This window comes from Streptomyces sp. NPDC058653, assembly GCF_042716895.1.
GTDB lineage: Bacteria > Actinomycetota > Actinomycetes > Streptomycetales > Streptomycetaceae > Streptomyces.
The window spans coordinates 17,521-38,306 of sequence record NZ_JBHXRM010000055.1 but is presented as its reverse complement, the minus strand read 5'-3'; the positions used below and the strand labels follow the sequence as shown (position 1 = coordinate 38,306).

Sequence of the window (20,786 nt, the reverse complement as noted above, 5' to 3'; positions counted from 1 at the left end):
CAGTCGGACAGCACAAGGCTTACAAATCTCTTGCTGGAGAGCACTTGGGCGGACAGCGTGTTGCCGGGGCGAGAACGACTGGCGCGCTCCAGCAAGGTCAGCAGGGCGCAGTACGGCTGGTCGCCATACAACCCGCCGCACACCCCGCCGGGAACGGGCCGGGCGTGCCCGAGAGCCGGGCTTGTGGGGGAGTGGTCGTTCATGCGGGTGTTATCCCTTCCGTATCGTCCGGCGAGATCAGGTGGGCGGTCTCGCCTCAGGCGGACAGACGCAGTTGATGACTGACACCGACCCAGGACGACACCGACGCGTTCGGGACTGGCGGCAGCCGATCGGGCGCGGTGGCCCCGACCCCCGAGAGCACATGGCGGAGGGCGATGATCACGCCGTCGTGCGCCACCACCAGGACACGCCGCCCGGGTGCGGCGCGGCCCAGATCGGAGACGAACTGCCCGACCCGTACGCCAACGTCGGTGAACGCCTCGCCACCAGGCGGCCGGTAGTACCACTCACCCAGCAGTTCGCGGCGGGCCGCCTCCTCGGGGGACCGTGCGTGCAGGGCGGCAGGCGGGTGCAGTTCGAAGATGCCCATCTCCCGGTCGCGGAGCCGCTCGTCGACCAGCACCGTCAACCGCGCCTTCCCGAGGCCGGCAGCGGAGTCCGCCATTACGGCCCAGGTCTGCCACGCACGCAGGTAGGGCGAGCACACCACCAGATCCGGCCCGCCTGCCGGCGACTGCCTGGCCAGCCAGTCGCCCAGCATCGAAGCCTGCGTGGTACCAAGGTCGGACAACGGGACATCGCGGTCGCGGCCGGGTACCGGTTCAGCGGAACCGGACCTCTCGGCAGCGGCGAAGGCGACGTTCGCCGTGCTCTGACCGTGCCGGACCGCCCACAGAGCGGCCAGAGAGCAAGGCGGCACGAGGCCCGCGCGCCGCGCGCTTTCAGCGAATGAACGGAAGGTCACGACACCTCTCGGATGGGGCTGTTGACCGGAATACCGGATAGCAGTTTTGCCGCAGCGGAGAAACGGCACGCGCGTGCGGTCCCCCGGCCTCCAGGTCGGGGGGACCGCACGGGCGGCAGGGGGGATCAGCTCGGTTGGTCGCCGGTGTACCGGTAGATGTCGCCGCCGCTGTTGATGTGCCACACGGTGCCGTCGGCGCCGGCAGCGATGTCGGTGGCGTTACCGGGGATGTTGACCCACGGGTTGCCGCCACTGGCGTCGTTGTTGGTGTAGTGGTAGATGCTGCCGGCGGGATCGATGCCCCAGACGTTCGTCCGGGAGCCCACCGCGATCCGCTTGAGGCTGCCGTTGACGTTCTTCCACGGGTTCGAGCCGTCCTGGTCCCCCGTGTACCGGAAGACCTGGTTCCCGCTGTTCACCCCCCACACCGTGCCGTCGGCGCCCGCGCCGATGTCGCTCAGCGCTCCGGGGATCTTGATCCACGGGTTCGCGTCGTGGTTGGTGTACCGGTAGATGGCGCCGGCGGAGTCCACTCCCCACACGTTCGTCCGGGAGCCCGCGTCGATGCGGACCAGGCTGCCGGAGATGCCTTTCCACGGGCCCGGGCCGTCCTGGTCGCCGGTGTAACGGTAGATCTGGTTGCCGCTGTTGACACCCCAAACGGTGCCGTCGGCGCCCGCGCCGATGTCGCTCAGGCCGCCGGGGATGTTGATCCAGGGGTTGGCGTCGTAGTTGGTGTACCGGTAGACGGCGCTCCCCGCGTTCACGCCCCACACAGTCGTCCTGGACCCCGCCGAGATGGCCGAGAGACTGCCCGCGACCTTCACCCAATCCGCCATGCTGAAATCCCCTTCGTCGAACCGGTGTTGGCTGCCATCCTCAGCGATGAGATGACCGAATAAGGCGGGTGAATACTGGTACGAATACCAAACAAGCCTTTAAATCGGCGTTTAAGTGCAGTCCGCCTTGCGGTTGCGGGGCGCGGGAGTGGCTCCGCCCGGGCAGTTCGGCTCGAAGCGTTGTCGCTCCCAGGAAGGATCGACACGAGTGCTGGGTGTATGCCTCCCGGCATCCCTCGACACGGCTCGCGGCGCTGACCGCGCCGGATTCCCGTTCCACGTCTCGGCGTCCCAAGGCGCTTTCACGCGACCGGACAACTACGGTCCGCCGCGGAGAAGGTCGGCGACCTTCAGGCTGGGCGCGCCCAAGTCAGGGGTACGCGACCCTCCGTATCGGCAGGCGCGCGGCGAGTTTCCCCAGCGACGGACCTCGCACGTGATGCAGATGCACCGAGATCGGTGTGCCGAACAACATCCTGAAATAGTTCGCCAGCCCTGGCCCGGTGCCGGTCCACAGCTCGCTCACTGGGCTGTCAGGTGCCGGTACCTCATGAAGTGGATAGACACACAGGGCCTGACGGCCCTCGACCGGCCCCGGCAGAACCGCGACCGCGCGGACCTCCGTCCACCTCAGGCGAGTGGTCGGCCCACGTCCGTACGACTCGTGGTACTCAACCCCGTTGGGGTCGAAAGACACCGCCGGGTCATCCTTTCGGCTTGGTGTCGGCCCGCCCAAGTAGGCACCGACGGTGCTCCATAGGGGGTTCCTCGGCCGATAGAACAACTCGTCGCCCACCGTGCAACTCCTTCACTGATCCGCGGCCGACTCGGCGGACGGTGCCGGCTTCCCCGCGCCGCGGTACGGCCACCAGTTTGCCCGCACGGACACACCCGCGGCGGGAGACTTCGCCACCACCCGCTCCAAGACCGCGCTTCACGCGGAGCTGTCGGCCGACACCGCGCAGTTGGTAGCCGACGCGCTGGCCGGGTTCCCGCCGCCCGCCATCGTTGCCACGGCCGGTGAGTGGCTGGAGGAATCCGACCGCTACGACCTTCACGAACCGATCCGACCCTCCCGCCAGCCGACCCCCGCCCTATCAGCCAGACGAATTCCCTGTGCCCCCTGTACGTCGCGCCGACGCCTCGGAGCGGGGGTGAGATGGAGCCACTATCTGGTCAGCAAGGGCGAGATGGCCGAACTGCTGACGATGCTGCATGCCGCCGGTCTGTCGGCTCGCGTCCTCGGGACGAACCTGCTGGTCTGTCCCATACCGCACGAGCGCGGCGGCCGACTCCACCTCGATGCCCGCCCGGCCCGGTGGCGCGTGAGTCCCGGATACGAGGACCACCCGGCGTACGGGGTCATCTGGACGGGGGCGGCCGTCTTCGCCGCGTGGAGCGGAGCCAGGCTTCCCACCCGTGACGAGGCGTGTGCCGTCATGGGCGGCAAGAGTGCTGTCAACGCCGAGTACCGGCCGGGCGATGTCCCCACCGTCGCCGAACCGGGCCGGGCAGCCCAGTCCTTCCACCACCGGGTGGGCAACGTACAGATCTGGTGCGGCGACGGACCCCGCCTGCCCCCCACGCACCCCCCTCAGCGCCGCGTGGAACACACCTGCCGCACCGGCGGACATCCACACCGAGCGCTCCCGGTATCTCCTCGGCTCCCCGCGAGGGCTGGGCGTACGCCTCGTACGCGACGACAGCACCGGCGACCACATCGGCCTGGGAGCGTGGGAGATCGCCGCCCGTCTGAACCGGTGGATCGACGACATCGGTGGTCCCGACCTCTCGCCGGGAGACCGGGCCCGCCGCCTCATCGACGCCCTGTCACAGCCCGATCGCTGATCAGGTGCCCGGCACTGCGCCGTGGCACACGGGTGTTGGACTGGGGTGGCGGACACGCAGAACGCGAGCGGCGATGTCCTGCGGGGGGAGCCGGCCCGCTCTGGCCCTGATCAAGGTGGTGGAGCGCCGAACACCGCCACGGCACACCGCGCACGCCTGGAGCAACTGGCCGCCCGCGTCGAACAGCGCCCGTGCTTAGGGGAGATGGTGCCATCAGAAGCGCACGCTGTCGCGGTCGCCCACGTCGCAGGCGACCGGCCCTCGCCCCGCAGATCTGCCCTCGGGCAACGAGTACGAGCTCGTCCACCCGGGTCGCAGCCTTCCCCCTGACCGTCGGCACCCCCTCATGGCCCCGTAGATCCGCGTCGATCCCGGGTCGCCGGTCCGGCGATGGAGGGGGAGCCGGGCGTACGGATCTCGGTCATGCACTCCTCCTGCACGCACCCCGTCCTGTCTGGGACCGTCAGGGGTGCATGCACGCGCGGTCGGCCGTACGCCCTGGCGCTGTCAGACCTCCAGTTCGGCCTCGATGCGCTTGAGCGCGTGACGGGCGAGCGCGAGGTTTCCACGGCTCCGGTCCAGCGCGAGATAGAGGAAGAGACTGCCGCTGCTGCTCGTCATGGGGCGGATCAGGTGGTACTGCTGGCCGAGGGTGATCAGGATGTCCTCGACCGTGTCGTTCATCTGGAGCGTCGCGAGTGTGCGCGTCTTCGCGCGTACGACCTCGGTGTTGCCGGCGGCTGCGACGTCCAGGTCCAGGCCCTGGCCGCCGCCGAGGGTGCCGAGCGACATACCGCTCTCGTAGTCGACCACGGCAACGCCGATGGCACCGTCCACGGTCATGGCTTCCTTGAGCGCTGTTTCGAGGTTCATGCCCTTGCCCTGCCTTTGGCTGCTTGGTGATGTTTTGACCGTTGACCGGTGACGGACCGGAAAAATACAAGTAGAGGCTCTGTTCTGGCGCTTTGAACTTAAACTACTGTGGTTTTTGTCATCTTGTGAAGTATCAGTGAAGAGGTGCGGGTGTCATCGCTCGAAGCTTCCCTGTCCCAGTTGCTCTCGGCGCCGGGCATCAACACCGTTGCGCTCGTTGACGCGGTGACCGGTCTGGTCTACGGCCAGGCGGGTCTGGGAGGCGTCGACGGCGTCGAGTGCAGCGACTTCGCCGCACTCGTTGGCGACGGACTCCATGCCGCTGGCGCCCAGGGAGATCTGGAGAGCATCGTCGTGACAAGTTCACATCACCACCACATCCTGCGCAGTCTGCCGAGGCAGGGGGACCCGGTGTTCCTGGCCGCCACCCTTGAGCGGGAGCAGGCCAACCTGGCGCTGACCATGCACGAGTTGGGCGTCTACGCGACGGAGGCGATGACGTGAGCCCACGGTCCGGCCGTCCGCGCAACGTCCCGGCGCTGCTGAACTCCCTGCACCAGAACCAGTACACCGGCGCGGTGCGCCTCCCGGGTTCGCCGGGAGGGTCGATTCATCTGCGCGAGGGGCTGGTGATCTCGGTCGAGACTCCGGCCGCTCCGAGTGCAGAATCCATTCTGCTCAAGACCGGCCGGGTTGCTGACGCTGTCTGGGCCTCCACCGTCGCCGCGTCCTCCGCGTCCGGGAACGATCTCAAGGCGGAACTCGCGGCCCGCGGAGTCATCGGACCGGAGGAGTTCGAAGTGGTCTGCGCCGCAACGGTCTTCGACGGCGCCTTCGCCCTGGCCCTCAACCCGCCCGGTGACTGGGAACTGACCGAATCCGGCCCGTCCGTCGTGGCGGGCGTCGCCGTGCAGCCGCAACGCCTTACCGCGGAGACCACCCGGCGTACGGCACTGCTGACCGGCCTCTGGGGGCCGCCGTCGGAGTTCGCCCGGACCCGGATCCGCCAGGCGGGCGCCGCGGTCTCCCGCGTACAGCCCCGCTACCTCGCCCTGCTGAGCGCGGTGAACGAGCGCCGCAACCCGCGTGACATCGCCTTCGCGGTCGGGCGCGGACTGTACGCGGTGATGCTCGACCTGAGCCGCATGCAGACCCTCGGACTCATCCGCCGCGACTCCCCAGCCCCTGCGGGCCGCCCCAGTACCGCCCCCCGCGCCGTGAACCCGAGGAAGGCCCCGCCCGCGACCCCCGCGTCGCCGCTGCCCCGGCGCGCCCCAGGAAACCACCGCCCACCCCGCCCGGGCACCACATGAGTTCGCGAAGACGCAGGGCAGCCCGCAGACGCCACCTCGCCATGGCGAGCGCCCTGAGAGCCCGCACACCGACCCGGACTCTCCCGCCACCACTTCCCCGGCGCGAGGGGAAGCCTCCGGAGCTTCCGCACCAAGGCGATCTCAAGAAGCACACTCCCGATCTGGACCTACTGCGCCGGGTCCGGGCCGGCCTCGACGCCCTGTCCTGACAGGGGGCAACGATTCCGAGCACACCACGACCGCAAGGAACCGCCATGGACGACACCCGCACATCCGATCCCCTCGTCGAGGTCCTGACCGCCCTGCGCGACACGGTCGCGGGAGTGAGCGAGACCGTCATCTCGACGGGCGACGGTCTCCTCGTCGCCGCAGACACCGACGCGGTCCTTCCCGAATCCATCGCGGCCCTTGCAGCGGCTGCCCTGGGCGTGGGCCGCCGGCTGGCCGAGCAGACGAACACAGGCTCACTGCGGGATGTGGTCACCCGATGCGCCGGTGGCCACATCATGGTCCTCGCGATCGGCGACCGCGCTCTGCTCACCTTGATCGGCGACGAGGGGCTGGACGTCGCCGGTCTCCAGCGCGTCATCCCCACGACAATCGAACAGCTGGAGAAACTGCTGGCCGCGGACGCAGGCTAGGAGGTCCCGGGTGGATCCCGGCCGGAACCGTGAGGCGGACCGCCATCGTCGGGCACCGGCAAACCCAGGTCATCGACCTCGCCCTGGCCCACAGGCGAACAGTCGTGGCCGCGTACGACTTCCCCTTCCGCTGCTGCCTCGTCCACTACGAGGCAGCTGACCCGAGCGGAGAGGTAGAGGGCGCGTGGAGGACCGCGGTGGTAGCGACGGGGACCCGCGCAGGTTTCCGCTGACTTCCCCCGAGTCCCAGGGGCCCGGGACCAGGCCGGCCCGGGCGTTCTTCGGCTTGGGGTCCGGACGAACGGGTGGCAGCGCCTCCGCGCTAGGATGCTCACCCTGGGAACTGGGCGGCTGCAACGGATGCGGACAGGTCATGCGCCATTCACGGCGTGCCCGTGCGGTACTTGAACGCGATCGCGTCGCTTAGCCGCCCGTGATCACGCCACCGCCCTGCCCGCTTCGGAGCCCCCTCCAGCAGCTACGGCTCGATACGCGCACGCCCGGAATCAGTCGGCTGGGACACCGCATCCGTCTCCTCCGTGCCATCCGGCGCGACCTTGCCGAAACGGACAACCGTCCTTCTCCACTCCGGCATCCGGCATGACGAAGGAACCTGGCCGGTGAACAGCTCCCGCCGATGTGCCGGACGTCCCACCGCAGGAGGGGCAGGTGGTGAGCCGGCCCAGTGCCAGTGCGCCGCGGCTGCCGGGTTCCGCCTGGTAGACGATCAGCTGCTGTCCGGGGGCGTCCCGGACGTCGAGGGCCTGGTAGGTCAGCGACAGCAGCCCGGCACAGGGGTGGCGGATCTGTTTGGCGGCCTGTGTCTTGCTGTGCACGTCGTGCTTCTGCCAGAGGAGGGTGAAGTACGTGCTGTGTGCGCTGAGCGTCCCAACGAGTTGCCGCAGGCGCTCGCTGTAGCCGTTCTCCCCTTCTGTCAGGCGAAGGTGCCCGACGGCTGTCTCCGCGGCCTTGGTCCATCGCGGGTAGAAGTGCCGCCCCGCAGGGTCGAGGAAGATCATGCGGGCCATGTTGTCCATAGACTCGAAGGGGGCGTGCAGGGTTTTCGCCAGTGTGTTGGCCGCCAGTACGTCGAGGGTGGCGTTGATGACGAAGGCGGGAGCAGTCGGATGGCTGTCCATGAGCTGACGCAGCCCTGGGCTGACCCGGTCGGTCGCTGGAATGGGCGGGCGCTCGGGCGTCGTCCCGGCCAGCCGGTGCAGATGGGCACGGGACTCCGGGCCCAGGTGGAGGGCGTGCGCGAGTGTGTCGACGACCTGCGCCGACGGGCGCCGCTCCCGCCCCTGCTCCAGGCGCGTGTAGTAGTCGGCGCTGATCCCGGCGAGCACGGCCACCTCTTCGCGGCGTAACCCCGCCACTTTACGGGCGCCGGACAGGACCACCCCCGCGTCGGCCGGTCGCAGGGAGTCCCTGCGGGCCCGGAGGTATTCGCCGAGAAGGTTCTCGCTCATCTCACCAGAGTAGGTCCGCGACTGCGGAGCGTGCCTGGGTGTGATACACCCAGGCACTCAACTACTGTTCAGCGGCCCAGTGTTGAGCCTGACGGTGCGAGGGGTCACGGCAAGGACAGCGGCCGCCGTGTTTTGCGAGTCGGCAAACCGGGACCCGGCCGACTTCCCGCGCACCGACGTCAGCTGACGACCGGTCGGTCGGGGAGCTGAACGCGTTCGATCAGGTCCCCGACCGCGACCATGTCCAGGAACGCGTTGACACGGACGACTCGGCTGCCGCGCAGGACCATGATCCAGCAGTACTCGTTGTGATACGCCACGCCGTCGAGAGCGGTCGCGTCCGCTTCGAAGCGGACGACGACGGTGTCCCGTTCGGCCCACATCTCCAGAATCCGCATGAGCAGCGGCGTGTCCAGGCGATCGAGGACAGGTGCCGCCCCCTCTGCGAGGAACTGGTGCTTCCCTTGGTACGTACGGCCGTTGACGACCGACCATACGACGTCGTCGGCAAGGACCTCGTAGACGCTGCCGCCGCTGTTCTGCTGACCGAACGCCCACCGGAGGAGCGCCTTGTTGCGCTCTCGGTGATCCCCCTGTCCGGGCGGTGTGGTCGCCTGGGCGGGGGGCGCGCCACCCGCGAGCGTGGCGGAGGCGGCGAGTCCGCCCAGCAGGGCGGTAAGCCGGTTCAATGCGTCCATCGTGGGTCTCCTCGCCGAGGGTATGGCTGCAATCTGGTACTCGCCATGCTGCGCCAACAAGCCCCCACCAACCAGACCGTGAACTTCCTAGGTGCGCACCTCCCAGCCAGGACGACCGGCCATCGGGTACCAGAAGCCCCGTGACAGCACAGGCCACCGACGCGCTCCCGACGCAATGGCGACGGCCTACGGCGTCGATGGGATCGTGCTGGACCATTCCCCCGGAGGACCTTGGCGCGGTCCTGCGGCGTGCGGTTGCGGTCATGGCCGACTTCGCCGGGTCCGCTGGACACGGGTACGGCCGTACCGGCGCGAGAAGTTGCCGAAGGAATCCAACGAGTAGGGGGCACCGTTGGTTGATTGCCACGGTGGCAGCCCGGTACGGCCGGGCTGCCACCGCCTGAGTCCTGCTGCGTCCTGGTCTGAGATCTGCTCGTCGACATGGGAGCCCACTAGCCGTACGTACTGATGCCCGACGAGATCATCCTGCTCGACCGGCCCGGCGACCACCGCCGCAACCTCACGGGCTGGGACGCGTAGAACCGCCCCTGTGGCCAAGACATGAGGTTTGAAGGGAGTGCCCCGCGGGGCCGAAGCGTGCCCGTCCGAGGACCGGAATGGACGCTCCTGGCTCGCACAGACGACCGAAATGCCGACACAGGGCTCCGCGCCCTCGCTTGTCACGGTTGCTTGGTAGCCATGCCAGGGCCGCAGTGAGGGAGGAATGTCAGTCACATCGGCATACCTCACCCCGGGACGTGGGTGCCGCCTAGGTAAGCGGTGAAGAAAAGGAGCCGGCCCGAAGCGCCTTCAGGCACTCCGCAGCATCGCTGCCTCGTCGCGGGACCGGGTCGCAGCGTGGTGGTCGCCAGCCTGTCTGTGCGCAGTAGCCAGGGTGTCGAGGGCGACGGCGAGCCAGGTGTGGGAGCCGATCTGTCGCCAGATCCTGACCGCGGCTTCGGCGCGTCTGCGGGCGAGCGCCGGCCGGCCGGCCGCGAGTTGCGCCTCAGCAAGGGCGTACAGCGTGGCTGCCTCGCCCCAAAGGTTGCCGAACTCCCGGTACGTCCACAGACTCTGTGCGAGCAGTCGGCGCCCTTCGCGATGCTCGCCCTGGCGGACCAGAACGTCTCCGAGCCAGCAAGCGGCGTGAGTGGCGGTCAGTCGGTCGCCGAGGTCCGCACTGATCACGAGGGCCTGCCGGTAGGCGTCGGCGGCGGCCGGGTAGGTACCGCGTTCGCGGTGGCTCTGGCCAAGACAGCGCAGGGCCTGTGCCTCCCCTGGCCGGTATCCCGCAACCCGACTCTCGCGCAGGCAGTCCGTGAATCGCTCCACCGCAGCCTCGATACGGCCTTGTTCGAGGTCGATGACACCGAGCCCGTTGGTGGCGTAGACGAGACAGTTGACGTTGCCCGCCTGCCTGGCCAACTCGGCGGCCTTCTCGAAGTGAAGTACGGCCAAGGGGTACTGACCGAGAAGCCGGTGCACGTACGCCAACCCTGCGGTCGCCCCCGCCCGGTAGCTCGGATCCTGGCCTTCGGCGAGCAGCAGCGCCTGTTCAAAGTGGTTCAGCGCCTCCGGGTACCGGTCGAGGATGGTGGTGAGTTCGCCGAGGCAGCGGTGGAGTTTCGCGGCGCTGTGCCGGTCGTCGTTGCTCAACGCCACCTTGAGCGCCCGGTTCTGCAGCCGCTCCCAGTCGTCGAAGTGGCCGCCGACCTGGAACAAGGTCGTGAGGGCAGTGGCCAGTCCTGCGGCGGCGGGTGCGGCTTCCGCCCTGTCCAACGCCTGCTCCGCCACTTCGATGAGGAACAGGCGCTCCTCGGTGAACCAGGCCAGCGGGTCGGCGAGCAGACGACCGGCTTCGGCCGGGGAAACCCGCCAGGAGGCCAGATCCGTCTGCGAGACGCCCTGGAAGTCGACGCTGAGGGTGTCCGCGGCAAGGTCCGCGAGGTGGAGACCGGCCCCGAGCAGCCGGGTGAGTGCAGCCGTATGGTCCTGGTGACGGACAACCTGATGCGCACGCTCCCGGCCGAAGAGCCGCACCAGATCGTGCAGTTGATAGCGGACTCCGCTGGCGCCGACCGAGCCGATCTGCACCAGGTGCACCTCGACCAGGTCATCGACAACGGCCTCCGCCTCGGGCACATCCACATCCAGCAGCGCGGCCAGCGTCCAAGCGGCGAAGTCGGGGCCGGGCAACAGGGAGAGCAACCGTAGCGCGTGCTGGGTCGGCTCGGGCATCCCCCGATAGGTGAGCTCGAGGCTGGCCCGTACGGCGATATGTCCGACGGCGAGCTCGTCAAGCTTGCGCTCCTCGTCGGCGAGGGCGCGGGCCACGACGGCCAGGGGGAGGTGCGGTCGTGCGGCCAGCCGCGCGCCGGCCACCCACACCGCGAGCGGAAGGCCACCACACGTCTCCACGATGGAACGGGCCGATTCGGGCTCCGCGTCGGTGCGGTCGGAGCCCAGCATCTCGCGCAGCAGGGCGAGCCCGGTCGCGGAGTCCAGTACATCGAGGGCGAGGCGACGGCAGTCCAGCTCCGCCATCATCGTGCGGCTGGTGACGACGGCGGAGCACCCCAGACCGCTCGGCAGCAGGTCACGCACCTGGTGAGACCCGGCGGCGTTGTCCAGGACGACGAGTACCTGCCGTTGGGCCAGCAGGGAGCGGTAGAGGTGGATGCGTCCGGTCAGTTCCGCGGGCACCGTCCCGCCGCGGACGCCGAGCGCGCGGAGGAAGGCGCCCAGGACCATGAACGGATCGGTCGGCTCATCGCCGAAGCCGCGCAGGTCCGCATGCAACTGACCGTCCGGGAAGCGGGAGGCGAGCCGGTGGCTCGTGCGTACGGCGAAGGCCGTCTTGCCCACCCCGGCGGGACCGGTGACCAACAGAGTGAGCGGCCCGGCGGCGTTCCGGTCGAAGAGCCGGCATACCTCGTCCACCTCGGTCTCGCGGCCGACGAACAGGAAGCGGTCCGCCGGCAGGAGTCGGGGCACGAGTTGTCGGCCCGTCACAGGATTAACGGCAGAGCCACTACCGTCTTCCGCCTTCGCCTCCTCGTCGGCAGACGGCGCGACGGCAGACGGCGCGACGGCGCGGGCAGCGGCCGGATCGGGCTCGCCGGAGAGATCAGGATCCCCGGCCAGGATCCGCCCGTACAGCCGCTTCAACGCCGCGCCGGGGTCGACCCCCAGCTCGTCGGCGAGTCGCCGCCGGGCCCGCTCGTACTCCTGCAACGCCTCCGCCTGCCGCCCGCACCGGCACAGGGCCAGGAGCAACTGACCGGTCACCCGCTCGTCGAGCGGATGCGCCTCGGCCCGGGCCACCAGCTCATTCACCATCCGATCATGTTGTGCCAGGCGTAATCGGACGTCGACCAAATCCAGTTGGGCCGCCAACCGCTCGGCGTCCAGGAGGTGGCGCTGCGCGTTGAACCACGCCGTGTCCACTCCGGCGAACGCGCTGCCACGCCACAGTCCGAGCGCCTCCCGCCACAGCGCCGCCGCCTGGTCGTCCGCGGTCGCCCGTCGAGCTCGGTCCGACAGTTCCCGGAATCGGTGCACGTCCACCAGCGAGGGATCGGCCGTGATCCGATAGCCACCGCCGCGCTCACGTGCGATGGTCGTACCGTCACCGGCCAGTACGGTGCGCAGCCGCGAGATGTAGCCGTACAGTCTCCGGCGGCCCTGCTGCGGCTCGGCATCCCCCCATACGCGATCCACCAGCGCATCGATCGATATAGCGCGGTCCGCGTCGGCGAGCAGCGCCGCCAGCACGCGCTGTTGCATCGCGTGCCCGACGTCGACAGGGACCCCGTCGCGCCGAACTTCGATGCTCCCCAAGATCCCGAAGAGCGTGCCCATCACACCCCCTTGTCACGCCCGCACCCGTCCCCACGCCACACCCTGAGCGCCACCAATCAGTGATTCAAGGCGTATTTAAGCTTTTCTGAAGATTTCGTGACACCCGACTGCAGCCTGACGTCGCTGCTCGTCCGAACGTGGTCGCACGCATCACCGAAGTGGAAGTCGCTGGTTTCTGGGCACGACCTGGTCAGCAGCCCACCAGATCGCCCGGACCGACGCATCCTGCCGAGCATCAAGTGCCTCCCAATCCTGCTGCCGGCGCCAGCGCGCATAGTGCTGGCGGAACTCCTCAGAAGCACTTCTCGATGCAGCCCGCGTCGTAACGGACGTACGGGCCGTGGTACGCCGAGAAGCGCCCGTGCGGCCACCGGGCGGCCAGCCCCTCTGCTTGTTCGTATGACTGATGAGGAGAAGGCGCAGCAGGCGACCCGGACACGCGCCAAGATCATGGACGGACTCGCCCGAGCGGAGCGCGCCCTGTTCACCCGTTCCGCGCCGAAATCCGCGCGAGCCCGGATGGAATTCCCTCGCACGCGGGAGAGGGGCTCCACCAAGAGCCTGGCGGAGCGCTTGGGCGTCCCCCGAAAGACGGTCCAGCGCTACCTCTCGGGCGCCTTCAGCAAGCCGAACAGACGCTTCGAGGAGGCTCTGACTCAGGAGACCGAGTCGGGGAGTGGCAACCACAGGTCAGAGCGCACACGAGGCAGCACACGACTACCTCGGGCGGGCTCGCCATCAGTTTCCGGGCCACCCTCGGCTTCACCGCGAATGGGACCTCGGACGACGCCCGGGTACGGGACCTCAGCATCGTCGTGTCGCCCACCCACGCGGCCCTCATCCTCGCAGCGCAGGAGGAGGGAGCGACGGACACCGACGTTCACGAGACGCTCGCGGAGGACCTCGCGGATGCCTATTTTCGTCAAGGCGGTGGCGGACGCGTGAGCCTGGAGGTGAAATTCTCGGACGTTGAGTATCTCGACATAGCGTTTTGCAGCACGGTATTCACGACTGCGATGCACCTGTCCGTGGGCGCCGCGCACAAAGCGCGATGTCCCCCATCCGTTTTCCTTTCCCCTGGCGATGGAGAAGCCCGTGTGAGCACGGCCGCCGAAATCCGCGGCCCGCGGCCGGAGTAGCCGGTGGGCGCGGCCGACCACGTGGTCCTTCGAGGTGGGCGCAGATGTCCTCCTGGCCGGCGATCGGCTTCTTCAGCTCGGTGCCGATCCGTTCCACGAAGGCATCGACCTGCTCGTCATCGCCCAACAGCCCGCGAAGGATCATCCGTACTCGGTCCCCGCCCGCCGAGGCCAGCTCCCGCTCGGCATCGCGCAGCGCCGGCAGATAGACATGCCGCATACCGCCCCGTGCCGGAGGGGGTCCCCCGTGGTCGGAAGGCCCGCGCCCTGCGCCCAGACGGTGCTTCCACGCCGCCCGCCCGTTTTCGGTGTTGTCCAGGACACCTGCTACCGGGCGGTACGGCTGCCAGTAGCCACTTGGGGCAACAGCGCCTCCAGATACGCGCCGCTTTCCCGCGTGCCGATGCCGGCCACATCCAGCTGCAGGCTGGGGCCGCCCTGCGCGGCCGCGGTGGTGAGGACATCGGACTTCTCGAAATGCGGCACGCGCCGCCCGTCCAGGGGGTCCGTGAGCAGCCGGAGTGCGTCGACTACGGACGACTTGCCAGCGTTGTTCTCCCCGACCAACACCATCACTTCGGGCCGCAGCGGAATCTGTACCCGCTCGCACGACCTGAACTGTTCCACCAGCACCTCGGCTACGTACACCGCTCGCCGCTCCCACCCCTGACTTTATGATCAGAGCAGTGGTGCTCGGATGATGGTAAGCGTGGAATGACGTGGTCTGTTCTCCGTTCTGAGTACTTCTCGCGGCGCGACCGGGGCTTGGAAGACTGTGAGCCGCGCGTCCGTTGCCTCGCTCTGGTGCCGGCCCGCGGGCAGCATCCTAGCGGTCGGCGCCGCGCGCGGCAGGCCACTGCGGAGCACCAAGTGGCACAGCACGTAGCGCCAGCGGGCCGGGGCGAAGCCGTAGTCTCAGGAGCGTTCACCGCCGTCCGGCCCGGTCTGGTCTGGTCACCGACGTTCTCCAGGGCCTGGCCGCCTACTCCGCCAGCCAGGCCGCTCAGGGCTTCGACGACTTCTCCGGCGCCTGCACCGACGCGGAAGCTGACTTCGCCGCGGTTGTTCGCGAGTACCAACAGCACCCCGGCAGGAGCCTTCTGATGACCACCCCCACACAGCCCGGAACTGCCGCCGTTACCGGGGACTCCGATGTCGACCTGGCCCGCGATGCCCTCCAGGCTGCGATGGCCAACTCGAAGAACCAGCCCGTATGGAATTCAAGGTTTATCGCAAGGTTCTCTCAAGGTCGGCGGAGAAGAGTGTCGCCGTAGAAGCCGACCGAACGCCTTCCTTAGGGGGATTGAGAATGTCGAAGGGCTCCCGCTCATTGGTCGCCAGTTTCGCGCTGGCCGTGGGCCTTGCATTTTCCACCGCGACCGACGCCGCCGCTGCGGACGGGCTGCAGGCAACGACACAGGACAGCAACTACAGCAACGGATACGCCAAGGTGTGCTCGTACTCCGGTGACCAGGTCCTCTTCGACACCGGACAGGGCTGCTTCCAGCCGTACGGCGACTGGGTTTGGGTCCGCGACCTCGACGCGAACGGAATCCCGGTCGGTGTCGACTGGACGTACTACCCGCCGAACGGTGGCGCTCCCCGTTCCGGTCTGATCTACAACAGCTCGGGCAAGGACAGCGGCTGGGGGAGCGTGAACAAGAACTTCGCCGAAGGGGGCACCTTCACCTGGCAGACCTGTGAGGTGACCACCTCGGGTCATGTCTACTCCGGGACGTGCAGTGAGAGCCGCTCGCAAACGACCTGACCGTCGCGTGAGTACTCGTACTCAGCATCGGAGCAGGGCGAGGATTCAGGAGATTGCCGCCGAAGTCCTCAAGGAGACCGAAGGGGGGCCGCAGCGTCGGCTCACTGGATGCCCCGGTTTGCGGTCATCGAACCTCTGAAGTCGACCTGTCGTCCCCGAACACCCCGCGAGCCCGGACCAAGTGGTCCGGGCTCGCTTGCGATTCCACATGAGTACATCTACGCGCCCGGCGCAGCGGCTCTCGCAGGCCTGGTCCACCACGGCTCGGCCAGTCACCGCCCACGGGCGGCCGGTGGAAGACGCCGAGTGACATGGCGGTGGCGGTGTTTTTCGTCAGACGTCGCTCGACGGCCGTGGGCCGGCTGATCGGCTTTGCCCTGCCGCAGCGTCAGCAGTGGGGCGACAAGCGGTGAGGCAATCGCATCCTGCTCGACTCAGGCCAGGCCTGCCCCCGTTGCGAGGAGAAGCAGGCCGACCGCCGGGAGCAGCGCCGCGCCGTCGCGGCCGCCGGCCACCGCCACGCAACTGCACCAGCACGTAACGGCCAGGGCGTGGGCAAAGACGTACGAGTGAGAGCAGCACCGTGCCCGGAAGGCCGCAGCCGCGCAGCCCGAGGCAGCCCCAACGGGGAGTGGGTGGATGTCACCGACACCGGCCGCCACGCCGTGAACCTCCGGGGCTGGCCCCTCTCCCACCGCGACACCCGCGCGGACGTCCACGAGGACAGCGCCGCTACATCTGGTCCAACGTGTCCCGACACCGCCACCCTGCGCAACGACCGCGCAAGAGGCGCGCTTCTACCTGCGCCGCGAGGTGGACAAGGACGGCACCACCCTCTACCGGCTCTTCCACGAAGGTCTCGCCGAATGGCTGCGGCATCCCCCGCCACACCGACGGCCAGCGCGACATGATTCGCCCATCGCCGGGGACGAACTGGGTCCGGCTGAAGCGATTGCGGACAGCGCTGTGCCGGGTGCTGGTGACGCCGGCACCATCCCCGCTTGTCAGCGCCGCTGGACCGGACATCTTCCTGCGGGTCTTCCGGCTCCGGATCGGTCAGTGGTCCTGGAGGGGGAGGCGGAGGACGAAGTCGGCGCCGTCCGGTGAGGGGGTGATGGTGATGGTGCCGTGGTGTGTGGCGGCGACCCGCCGGGCGATGGCGAGTCCGAGGCCGGAGCCGTCCCTGTCGCCGGTGTCGCGTGTGCGTGAGTGGTCGAGCCGGGTGAAGCGGTCGAAGATCCGCTGGTGGTCCTTGGTGGGGATGGGGGGTCCGTCGTTGACGACGTTGATGACGGCTTCGTGGCGCTGGGTGTCGCGGGTCAGGGTGATGGTGATAGTGCTTTTGGCGTGCCGTTCCGCGTTGTCGAGGAGGTTGCCCAGGACTCGGGAGAGGAGTGCCTGCCGGCCCCTGACGGTGCACGGGTCGGGGCTGATCCGGATTTCCACGGCAAGGTGGGGCGGGGGGCGGCGGCGGGCGGTTTCGTCGCGGACGAGGTCGGCGAGGTTGATGGTCTTGTGCACGGGCTGGCCGGCGTCCTCGATGTCGAGGCGGGCGAGGAGCAGCAGGTCGTCGGTGAGGTTCTCCAGGCGGACGGTGTCGTTGTGCGCTTCGCGTACGGTGCGGTCCAGGCGGGTCAGGTGGGGTTTGCTGAGGGCGAGTTCGAGTGTGAAGCGGAGGGTTGCGAGGGGTGTGCGGAGTTCGTGGGAGGCGTCGGCGACGAACTGGCGGTGGCGGTCGATGGCGTTCTGCAGGGTGTCGAGGGTGGAGTTCATGGTCGTGGCCAGACGGGCGACTTCGGTGCCTTCGCGTGGTGGTGTGATGCGCCGGTCGAGGTGATGGGCGGTGAGTTCGGCGAACTCGGCGCGGATGGCTTCGACAGGGCGCAGTGCACTGCCGATGGCGTACCAGATGCTCGTGGCGATCAGGGCGGAGAGACCGAGGACGGCGCCTGCCAGGGACCAGACGATGGTGTTGACGCGGGCCTGGCTCTTCTCCATCGAGTAGACCATGACGACGTAGCCGGGGAACTCGAAGTAGGCGTCTGCGTGCCGGATGGGTGTGGTGCCGTGGAGCGGGTCGGTGAGAGGGTTCAGGGAAAGGGATCCGTGGCTGGTGAGGGAGTCGAACATCGAGGGTCGTCCGGGCAGGGAAGCCTTGACCAGGTCGAAGTCGTAGCGGACGAAACAGAACCTCAGCTGCCGGTTCCTCGTGGGCGTCGGGGAGGTCGACTCGCATTCCGGTACCGGTTTGCCGCGGTAGGAGACCTGCTTCTTCTCCTCGATGAACACCCGATGCCACGGCTCCTTGTCGGCGCCGCGCTCCCGTGCTTCCTGTAGGGCTGATGCGCGCACGGCGAGGGCGACACCCGCTCCGCCCGCGGTCAGGAGAACCAGGGAGGCCAAGGCGGCCAGCAGGGTGAGCCGTGTCCTGATCGTGGCAGGCCGTAGCCGGCGGAGAAGGCGCCCCAAGCCGGCCGGTCTCATTGCGGTTGCCCTTCGGCGGCGTCCAGACGGTAGCCGGAGCCCCGGACGGTGTGGATGGTGCGCCGCTGGAACGGGGTGTCGAGTTTGCGGCGAAGGGCGCTGATGTAGACCTCCACGATGTTCACGTCGCCGTCGTAGCGGTCGTCCCAGACGTGATCGAGCACGTCGGTCTTGGACACGGTCTCGCCGCCGCGGCGGGCGAGGAGTTCGAGGACGGCGAACTCGGTGGCGGTGAGGGGGACGTGCGTGTCGCCCCGTCGGCAGCGGCGGGAGGCCGGGTCGATCTCCAGGTCGCCTATCCTCATGACGGTCGGCCGCTCGGGCCGGCCCCGGCGGATCAGGGCACGAAGGCGCGCGGCGAGCGCGACGAAGGAGAAAGGCTTGATGACGTAGTCGTCGGCGCCGGTGTCGAGGCCCTCGGCCTGGTCGTACTCACCGTCCTTGGCGGTGAGCATCAGGACCGGCGCCCACACCCCGGCCTCGCGCAGCTGCGTGCACACCCGGTACCCGTCCAGCCCGGGCAGCAGCACATCGAGCACGATCGCGTCGTAGGGGTTCTCCAGGCCCAGCTCCACGCCGCGCACCCCATCGTGAGCCACGTCGACCGCGTACCCCTCGTCGACGAGTCCCCTCCGCAGCAGGTCCGCCATCCGCCGATCGTCTTCGACCACCAGAATCCGCATCGGTCCAGCATGGCCGCCGGGTTCACCGGACGATACCTGATTTGGCGTCAATCACCTTCAGGTTCTCCACAGGTACGTCGTGCCACTGTCATTCCCACGCCGCCCCGGCTAACGGGGCCGACGGGCAAGTTCCCGGGGGCACTGTCCTGCGGGGTTCATCGGGGGAGGGGACCAAACTGTGGGCTGTTGCGTGTTGGGCGCCGTCCCACGGTCGTGGCGGCGGTGGTGCTGGTCGTTGGTTTCAGGGGCGCTTGCCAGAGCGGCACCGGCTCCCGGACCCGGGGGCCGGTATCACCCTCCCCCAGAGTCTCACCGAGCGGGAGAAGGACCTGCTCCACGAGACCGAGCAATTTAGGCCAGAACAGAAAAACCTGGCGACGGCTCTCTTCGACAGCCAATCGGTATGGCAATGGTCGATAGGCAGTCTCAATCAGTGCACGCAAGATCTCACCTACGAAAGGATCAACGAGTGATGGCACGTCGTAGATTTAGCTCCGTGGTGCTCGCAGCCTGCGCCGTAGTGTCGTTAACCGCCCTCTCCGCAGCCGAGGCTCAAGCCGGAACGAGCAGCGCCCGCGGCTTCGGCCCGACGAAGTGCACGAACATCGGAAATGGCGAAGTGTGTGCTACCGGCATCTCGGGTTCTCCCAACGGTTATGACGCGGCCTACAACAAGTGGGCGGGGTCCGCGGTGACCGCACGATTCCAACTGGTCTGCACTAATGGCTACACGAAATGGGATAACGGCCTCTTCACTATCTCGGCAGGCCAGAGGAAGAGCTTCGTCTTCTCGGTGGGCAACAAGGGGTCTTGCAAGGTGGTACTGCACAGCGGCGGCACTGCTTATAGCAGCCCGTACGTGACGATCCCCTAGTCTCGATCTTGTGTAACGGTCCGCCGTCTCCGCCGGTGGACCGTTACACGTTCTGTATCTAATGGTGGGCAGGCGGACGGGCTGCGGTAAGTGCCGGATTTCCTACGGCTGCTCCGAAGGTGTGGACGCCGCAGATCGTAGCTGTGGTTATCGGCAGCTACTCGTCGGGGAGCCATGCGCGAGCCCCTCCCAGGACTAAACCCGCCGTGTACTTTCTCCGTTGCGGTGTACAAGCCATGTGGGGCAGAGCTGGCGAGTCTGCATTGTGCCCACTCTGTGCGAGTCAGGGCGGGCGTTCAGGCGTCCGGCTCTGGAGTGGAAACCAAGGTCGTGAATTCCCGAAGCACTTCGAACGGGCACTTTCGTCGCCTTGCTGCACTGGTGCGCCCAGGCGATCAGCGACACTGCGAGAGCCAGCACACCTGCGGTTCCGCCGATCACACTGGCCAGCTGATCCGCCGCTTCCAGCCCCACCCGCGCGACCGCCCACACGATCCCACCCGCAAGGACCGCCCCCGCCGACGCCCACAACAGCCGCCCAACCGCCCACCGCCACCGGCCACGCCCCACCTGCCCACCCACCACGCCAGCACCCCCGCGTTCGTCCCGGAACACCGAGAATGCCCGTCGCCATCAACTCACGGGCAGAGCGCGGCGTTTCGGTCTCCAGCCGTGACACCACCGTCTGCATACAAGGCCGCCCGCCGGTCAGAGGTACGGGGGCCGGTTCGGTGGGCCGCTCGGTTGGGCGGTGTCGGTGGGCGCGGCGGCGGCTGGGGCGGTGGTGCGGGTCCGTGTCGGTTGCCGGGTGCGTCCTACTTCTCCAGCGGACGGACGGCCGGCCCTTGCCGTACCGAACCGTGGACAGCGAAACGGGGCTCGTGACAGGGGCGCTCCCAGGCGGTTTCGGTGTTGTTGAAGACCCACGAGACATCCCAGATGTGTACAGCGGGCGGATGGGTCCTGGACGACTGGCTTGGGGTCCCGGTGGACCGCGCGGTGTTGTCCGCCGGTCCGTACGACCGCGCCGGTGCCCGGGGGGATTTCCGCGACCGGATCCGCAGGGGTGGTGCGCAGCCGGCCGCCCGCGAAGTGCCTGGCGACGTCTGTCTGTTGCTTCAGTAGGGCCGGCGGTTGAGGCAGGGTGCTCGCCAGCCGTCGCGGGTCGTACGGAGCGGCCCGCGGCGGCTCGTTCCTCTTGATCAGGCCGGTGTGGAGCCGGCGTCGGCCGTGACACCGCCGCTCATGCCCCAGCCCCAGCCCTCGGATCCCGTGGCCGTGTATGTGTGGCGGGAACCGGTAGGGAAGGGGCCGGCGAGTGGCACCGTG

16 protein-coding genes and 2 pseudogenes are annotated in these 20,786 nt (G+C 68.4%); 8 read left to right on the top strand and 10 right to left on the bottom strand.

The features are described 5' to 3' along the window. Window positions 1-256: 256 nt before the first annotated feature. Window positions 257-922 (bottom strand): histidine phosphatase family protein, encoded by a 666-nt coding sequence (locus ACFWU9_RS32480; protein WP_384324671.1) that lies wholly within the window; start codon window positions 920-922, stop codon window positions 257-259. 170 nt (window positions 923-1,092) lie between these two features. Then, window positions 1,093-1,806, bottom strand: coding sequence for a tectonin domain-containing protein (locus ACFWU9_RS32475; protein ID WP_384324661.1), 714 nt, complete (start codon window positions 1,804-1,806; stop codon window positions 1,093-1,095). A 1,190-nt stretch (window positions 1,807-2,996) separates the two neighbouring features. Between ACFWU9_RS32475 and ACFWU9_RS32470 the strand changes: the two are divergent. Continuing rightward, window positions 2,997-3,257 (top strand): annotated as a pseudogene (locus ACFWU9_RS32470) (SUMF1/EgtB/PvdO family nonheme iron enzyme); the annotation flags it as partial. Between the two features lie 31 nt (window positions 3,258-3,288). Next, the gene (locus ACFWU9_RS32465; protein ID WP_384324672.1) at window positions 3,289-3,654 is read left to right on the top strand and encodes a hypothetical protein; all 366 of its coding nucleotides are present in this window, start codon (window positions 3,289-3,291) and stop codon (window positions 3,652-3,654) included. 507 nt (window positions 3,655-4,161) lie between these two features. On the opposite strand, the gene ACFWU9_RS32460 is transcribed toward ACFWU9_RS32465, so the two are convergent. Further along, window positions 4,162-4,527: a hypothetical protein gene (locus ACFWU9_RS32460; RefSeq protein ID WP_384324660.1), complete on the bottom strand. Its 366-nt coding sequence runs from the start codon at window positions 4,525-4,527 to the stop codon at window positions 4,162-4,164. Window positions 4,528-4,677: 150 nt separating this feature from the next. On the opposite strand from ACFWU9_RS32460, the gene ACFWU9_RS32455 reads away from it, so the two are divergent. From ACFWU9_RS32455 to ACFWU9_RS32445, 3 genes are all read left to right on the top strand, one after another. Then, entirely contained in the window at window positions 4,678-5,031 is a 354-nt protein-coding gene (locus ACFWU9_RS32455; RefSeq protein ID WP_384324659.1) for a hypothetical protein, read from the top strand. After that, the gene (locus ACFWU9_RS32450; RefSeq protein WP_384324658.1) at window positions 5,028-5,840 is read left to right on the top strand and encodes a hypothetical protein; all 813 of its coding nucleotides are present in this window, start codon (window positions 5,028-5,030) and stop codon (window positions 5,838-5,840) included. The genes ACFWU9_RS32455 and ACFWU9_RS32450 overlap by 4 nt, the downstream gene beginning before the upstream one ends. Window positions 5,841-6,094: 254 nt before the next feature. Beyond that, window positions 6,095-6,481: a roadblock/LC7 domain-containing protein gene (locus ACFWU9_RS32445; RefSeq protein WP_384324657.1), complete on the top strand. Its 387-nt coding sequence runs from the start codon at window positions 6,095-6,097 to the stop codon at window positions 6,479-6,481. 506 nt (window positions 6,482-6,987) lie between these two features. On the opposite strand, the gene ACFWU9_RS32440 is transcribed toward ACFWU9_RS32445, so the two are convergent. From ACFWU9_RS32440 to ACFWU9_RS32430, 3 genes are all read right to left on the bottom strand, one after another. Further along, the gene (locus ACFWU9_RS32440) at window positions 6,988-7,950 is read right to left on the bottom strand and encodes a helix-turn-helix transcriptional regulator (protein ID WP_384324656.1); all 963 of its coding nucleotides are present in this window, start codon (window positions 7,948-7,950) and stop codon (window positions 6,988-6,990) included. A gap of 179 nt (window positions 7,951-8,129) precedes the next feature. Beyond that, a complete protein-coding gene (locus tag ACFWU9_RS32435) occupies window positions 8,130-8,648 on the bottom strand; it encodes a nuclear transport factor 2 family protein (RefSeq protein ID WP_384324655.1) in 519 nt (172 codons plus the stop codon). Between the two features lie 810 nt (window positions 8,649-9,458). After that, window positions 9,459-12,509 (bottom strand): BTAD domain-containing putative transcriptional regulator, encoded by a 3,051-nt coding sequence (locus ACFWU9_RS32430; RefSeq protein WP_384324654.1) that lies wholly within the window; start codon window positions 12,507-12,509, stop codon window positions 9,459-9,461. 503 nt (window positions 12,510-13,012) lie between these two features. Between ACFWU9_RS32430 and tpg the strand changes: the two are divergent. After that, window positions 13,013-13,489 (top strand): annotated as a pseudogene (gene tpg, locus ACFWU9_RS32425) (telomere-protecting terminal protein Tpg); the annotation flags it as partial. A 25-nt stretch (window positions 13,490-13,514) separates the two neighbouring features. Here the strand turns inward: tpg and ACFWU9_RS32420 are convergent. Both ACFWU9_RS32420 and ACFWU9_RS32415 read right to left on the bottom strand, forming a co-directional pair. Further along, window positions 13,515-13,868 carry a hypothetical protein gene (locus ACFWU9_RS32420; RefSeq protein WP_384324653.1) on the bottom strand — a complete coding sequence of 118 codons (354 nt, stop codon included), beginning with the start codon at window positions 13,866-13,868 and terminating at the stop codon, window positions 13,515-13,517. Between the two features lie 107 nt (window positions 13,869-13,975). Beyond that, the gene (locus ACFWU9_RS32415; protein ID WP_384324652.1) at window positions 13,976-14,296 is read right to left on the bottom strand and encodes an AAA family ATPase; all 321 of its coding nucleotides are present in this window, start codon (window positions 14,294-14,296) and stop codon (window positions 13,976-13,978) included. 661 nt (window positions 14,297-14,957) lie between these two features. On the opposite strand from ACFWU9_RS32415, the gene ACFWU9_RS32410 reads away from it, so the two are divergent. After that, on the top strand, window positions 14,958-15,416 hold the full coding sequence (locus tag ACFWU9_RS32410) for a hypothetical protein (RefSeq protein WP_384324651.1): 459 nt from the start codon (window positions 14,958-14,960) through the stop codon (window positions 15,414-15,416). Between the two features lie 1,056 nt (window positions 15,417-16,472). On the opposite strand, the gene ACFWU9_RS32405 is transcribed toward ACFWU9_RS32410, so the two are convergent. Together ACFWU9_RS32405 and ACFWU9_RS32400 are read right to left on the bottom strand one after the other, a co-directional pair. Next, on the bottom strand, window positions 16,473-17,885 hold the full coding sequence (locus ACFWU9_RS32405) for a sensor histidine kinase (protein ID WP_384324650.1): 1,413 nt from the start codon (window positions 17,883-17,885) through the stop codon (window positions 16,473-16,475). An 11-nt stretch (window positions 17,886-17,896) separates the two neighbouring features. After that, window positions 17,897-18,583 (bottom strand): response regulator, encoded by a 687-nt coding sequence (locus ACFWU9_RS32400; RefSeq protein WP_384324649.1) that lies wholly within the window; start codon window positions 18,581-18,583, stop codon window positions 17,897-17,899. Window positions 18,584-19,079: 496 nt separating this feature from the next. Between ACFWU9_RS32400 and ACFWU9_RS32395 the strand changes: the two genes are divergently transcribed. Next, window positions 19,080-19,457 carry a hypothetical protein gene (locus tag ACFWU9_RS32395; RefSeq protein WP_384324648.1) on the top strand — a complete coding sequence of 126 codons (378 nt, stop codon included), beginning with the start codon at window positions 19,080-19,082 and terminating at the stop codon, window positions 19,455-19,457. Window positions 19,458-20,786: the final 1,329 nt, after the last annotated feature.

What these genes read in the sequence shown, in the direction of transcription:
- ACFWU9_RS32410 (WP_384324651.1), top strand. Translation starts at nt 14,958, where the DNA reads ATGTCGAAGGGCTCCCGCTCATTGGTCGCCAGTTTCGCGCTGGCCGTG.
- ACFWU9_RS32420 (WP_384324653.1), bottom strand. Translation starts at nt 13,868, where the DNA reads ATGCGGCATGTCTATCTGCCGGCGCTGCGCGATGCCGAGCGGGAGCTG.
- ACFWU9_RS32440 (WP_384324656.1), bottom strand. Translation starts at nt 7,950, where the DNA reads ATGAGCGAGAACCTTCTCGGCGAATACCTCCGGGCCCGCAGGGACTCC.
- ACFWU9_RS32435 (WP_384324655.1), bottom strand. Translation starts at nt 8,648, where the DNA reads ATGGACGCATTGAACCGGCTTACCGCCCTGCTGGGCGGACTCGCCGCC.
- ACFWU9_RS32445 (WP_384324657.1), top strand. Translation starts at nt 6,095, where the DNA reads ATGGACGACACCCGCACATCCGATCCCCTCGTCGAGGTCCTGACCGCC.
- ACFWU9_RS32465 (WP_384324672.1), top strand. Translation starts at nt 3,289, where the DNA reads ATGTCCCCACCGTCGCCGAACCGGGCCGGGCAGCCCAGTCCTTCCACC.
- ACFWU9_RS32475 (WP_384324661.1), bottom strand. Translation starts at nt 1,806, where the DNA reads ATGGCGGATTGGGTGAAGGTCGCGGGCAGTCTCTCGGCCATCTCGGCG.
- ACFWU9_RS32460 (WP_384324660.1), bottom strand. Translation starts at nt 4,527, where the DNA reads ATGAACCTCGAAACAGCGCTCAAGGAAGCCATGACCGTGGACGGTGCC.
- ACFWU9_RS32400 (WP_384324649.1), bottom strand. Translation starts at nt 18,583, where the DNA reads ATGCGGATTCTGGTGGTCGAAGACGATCGGCGGATGGCGGACCTGCTG.
- ACFWU9_RS32430 (WP_384324654.1), bottom strand. Translation starts at nt 12,509, where the DNA reads ATGGGCACGCTCTTCGGGATCTTGGGGAGCATCGAAGTTCGGCGCGAC.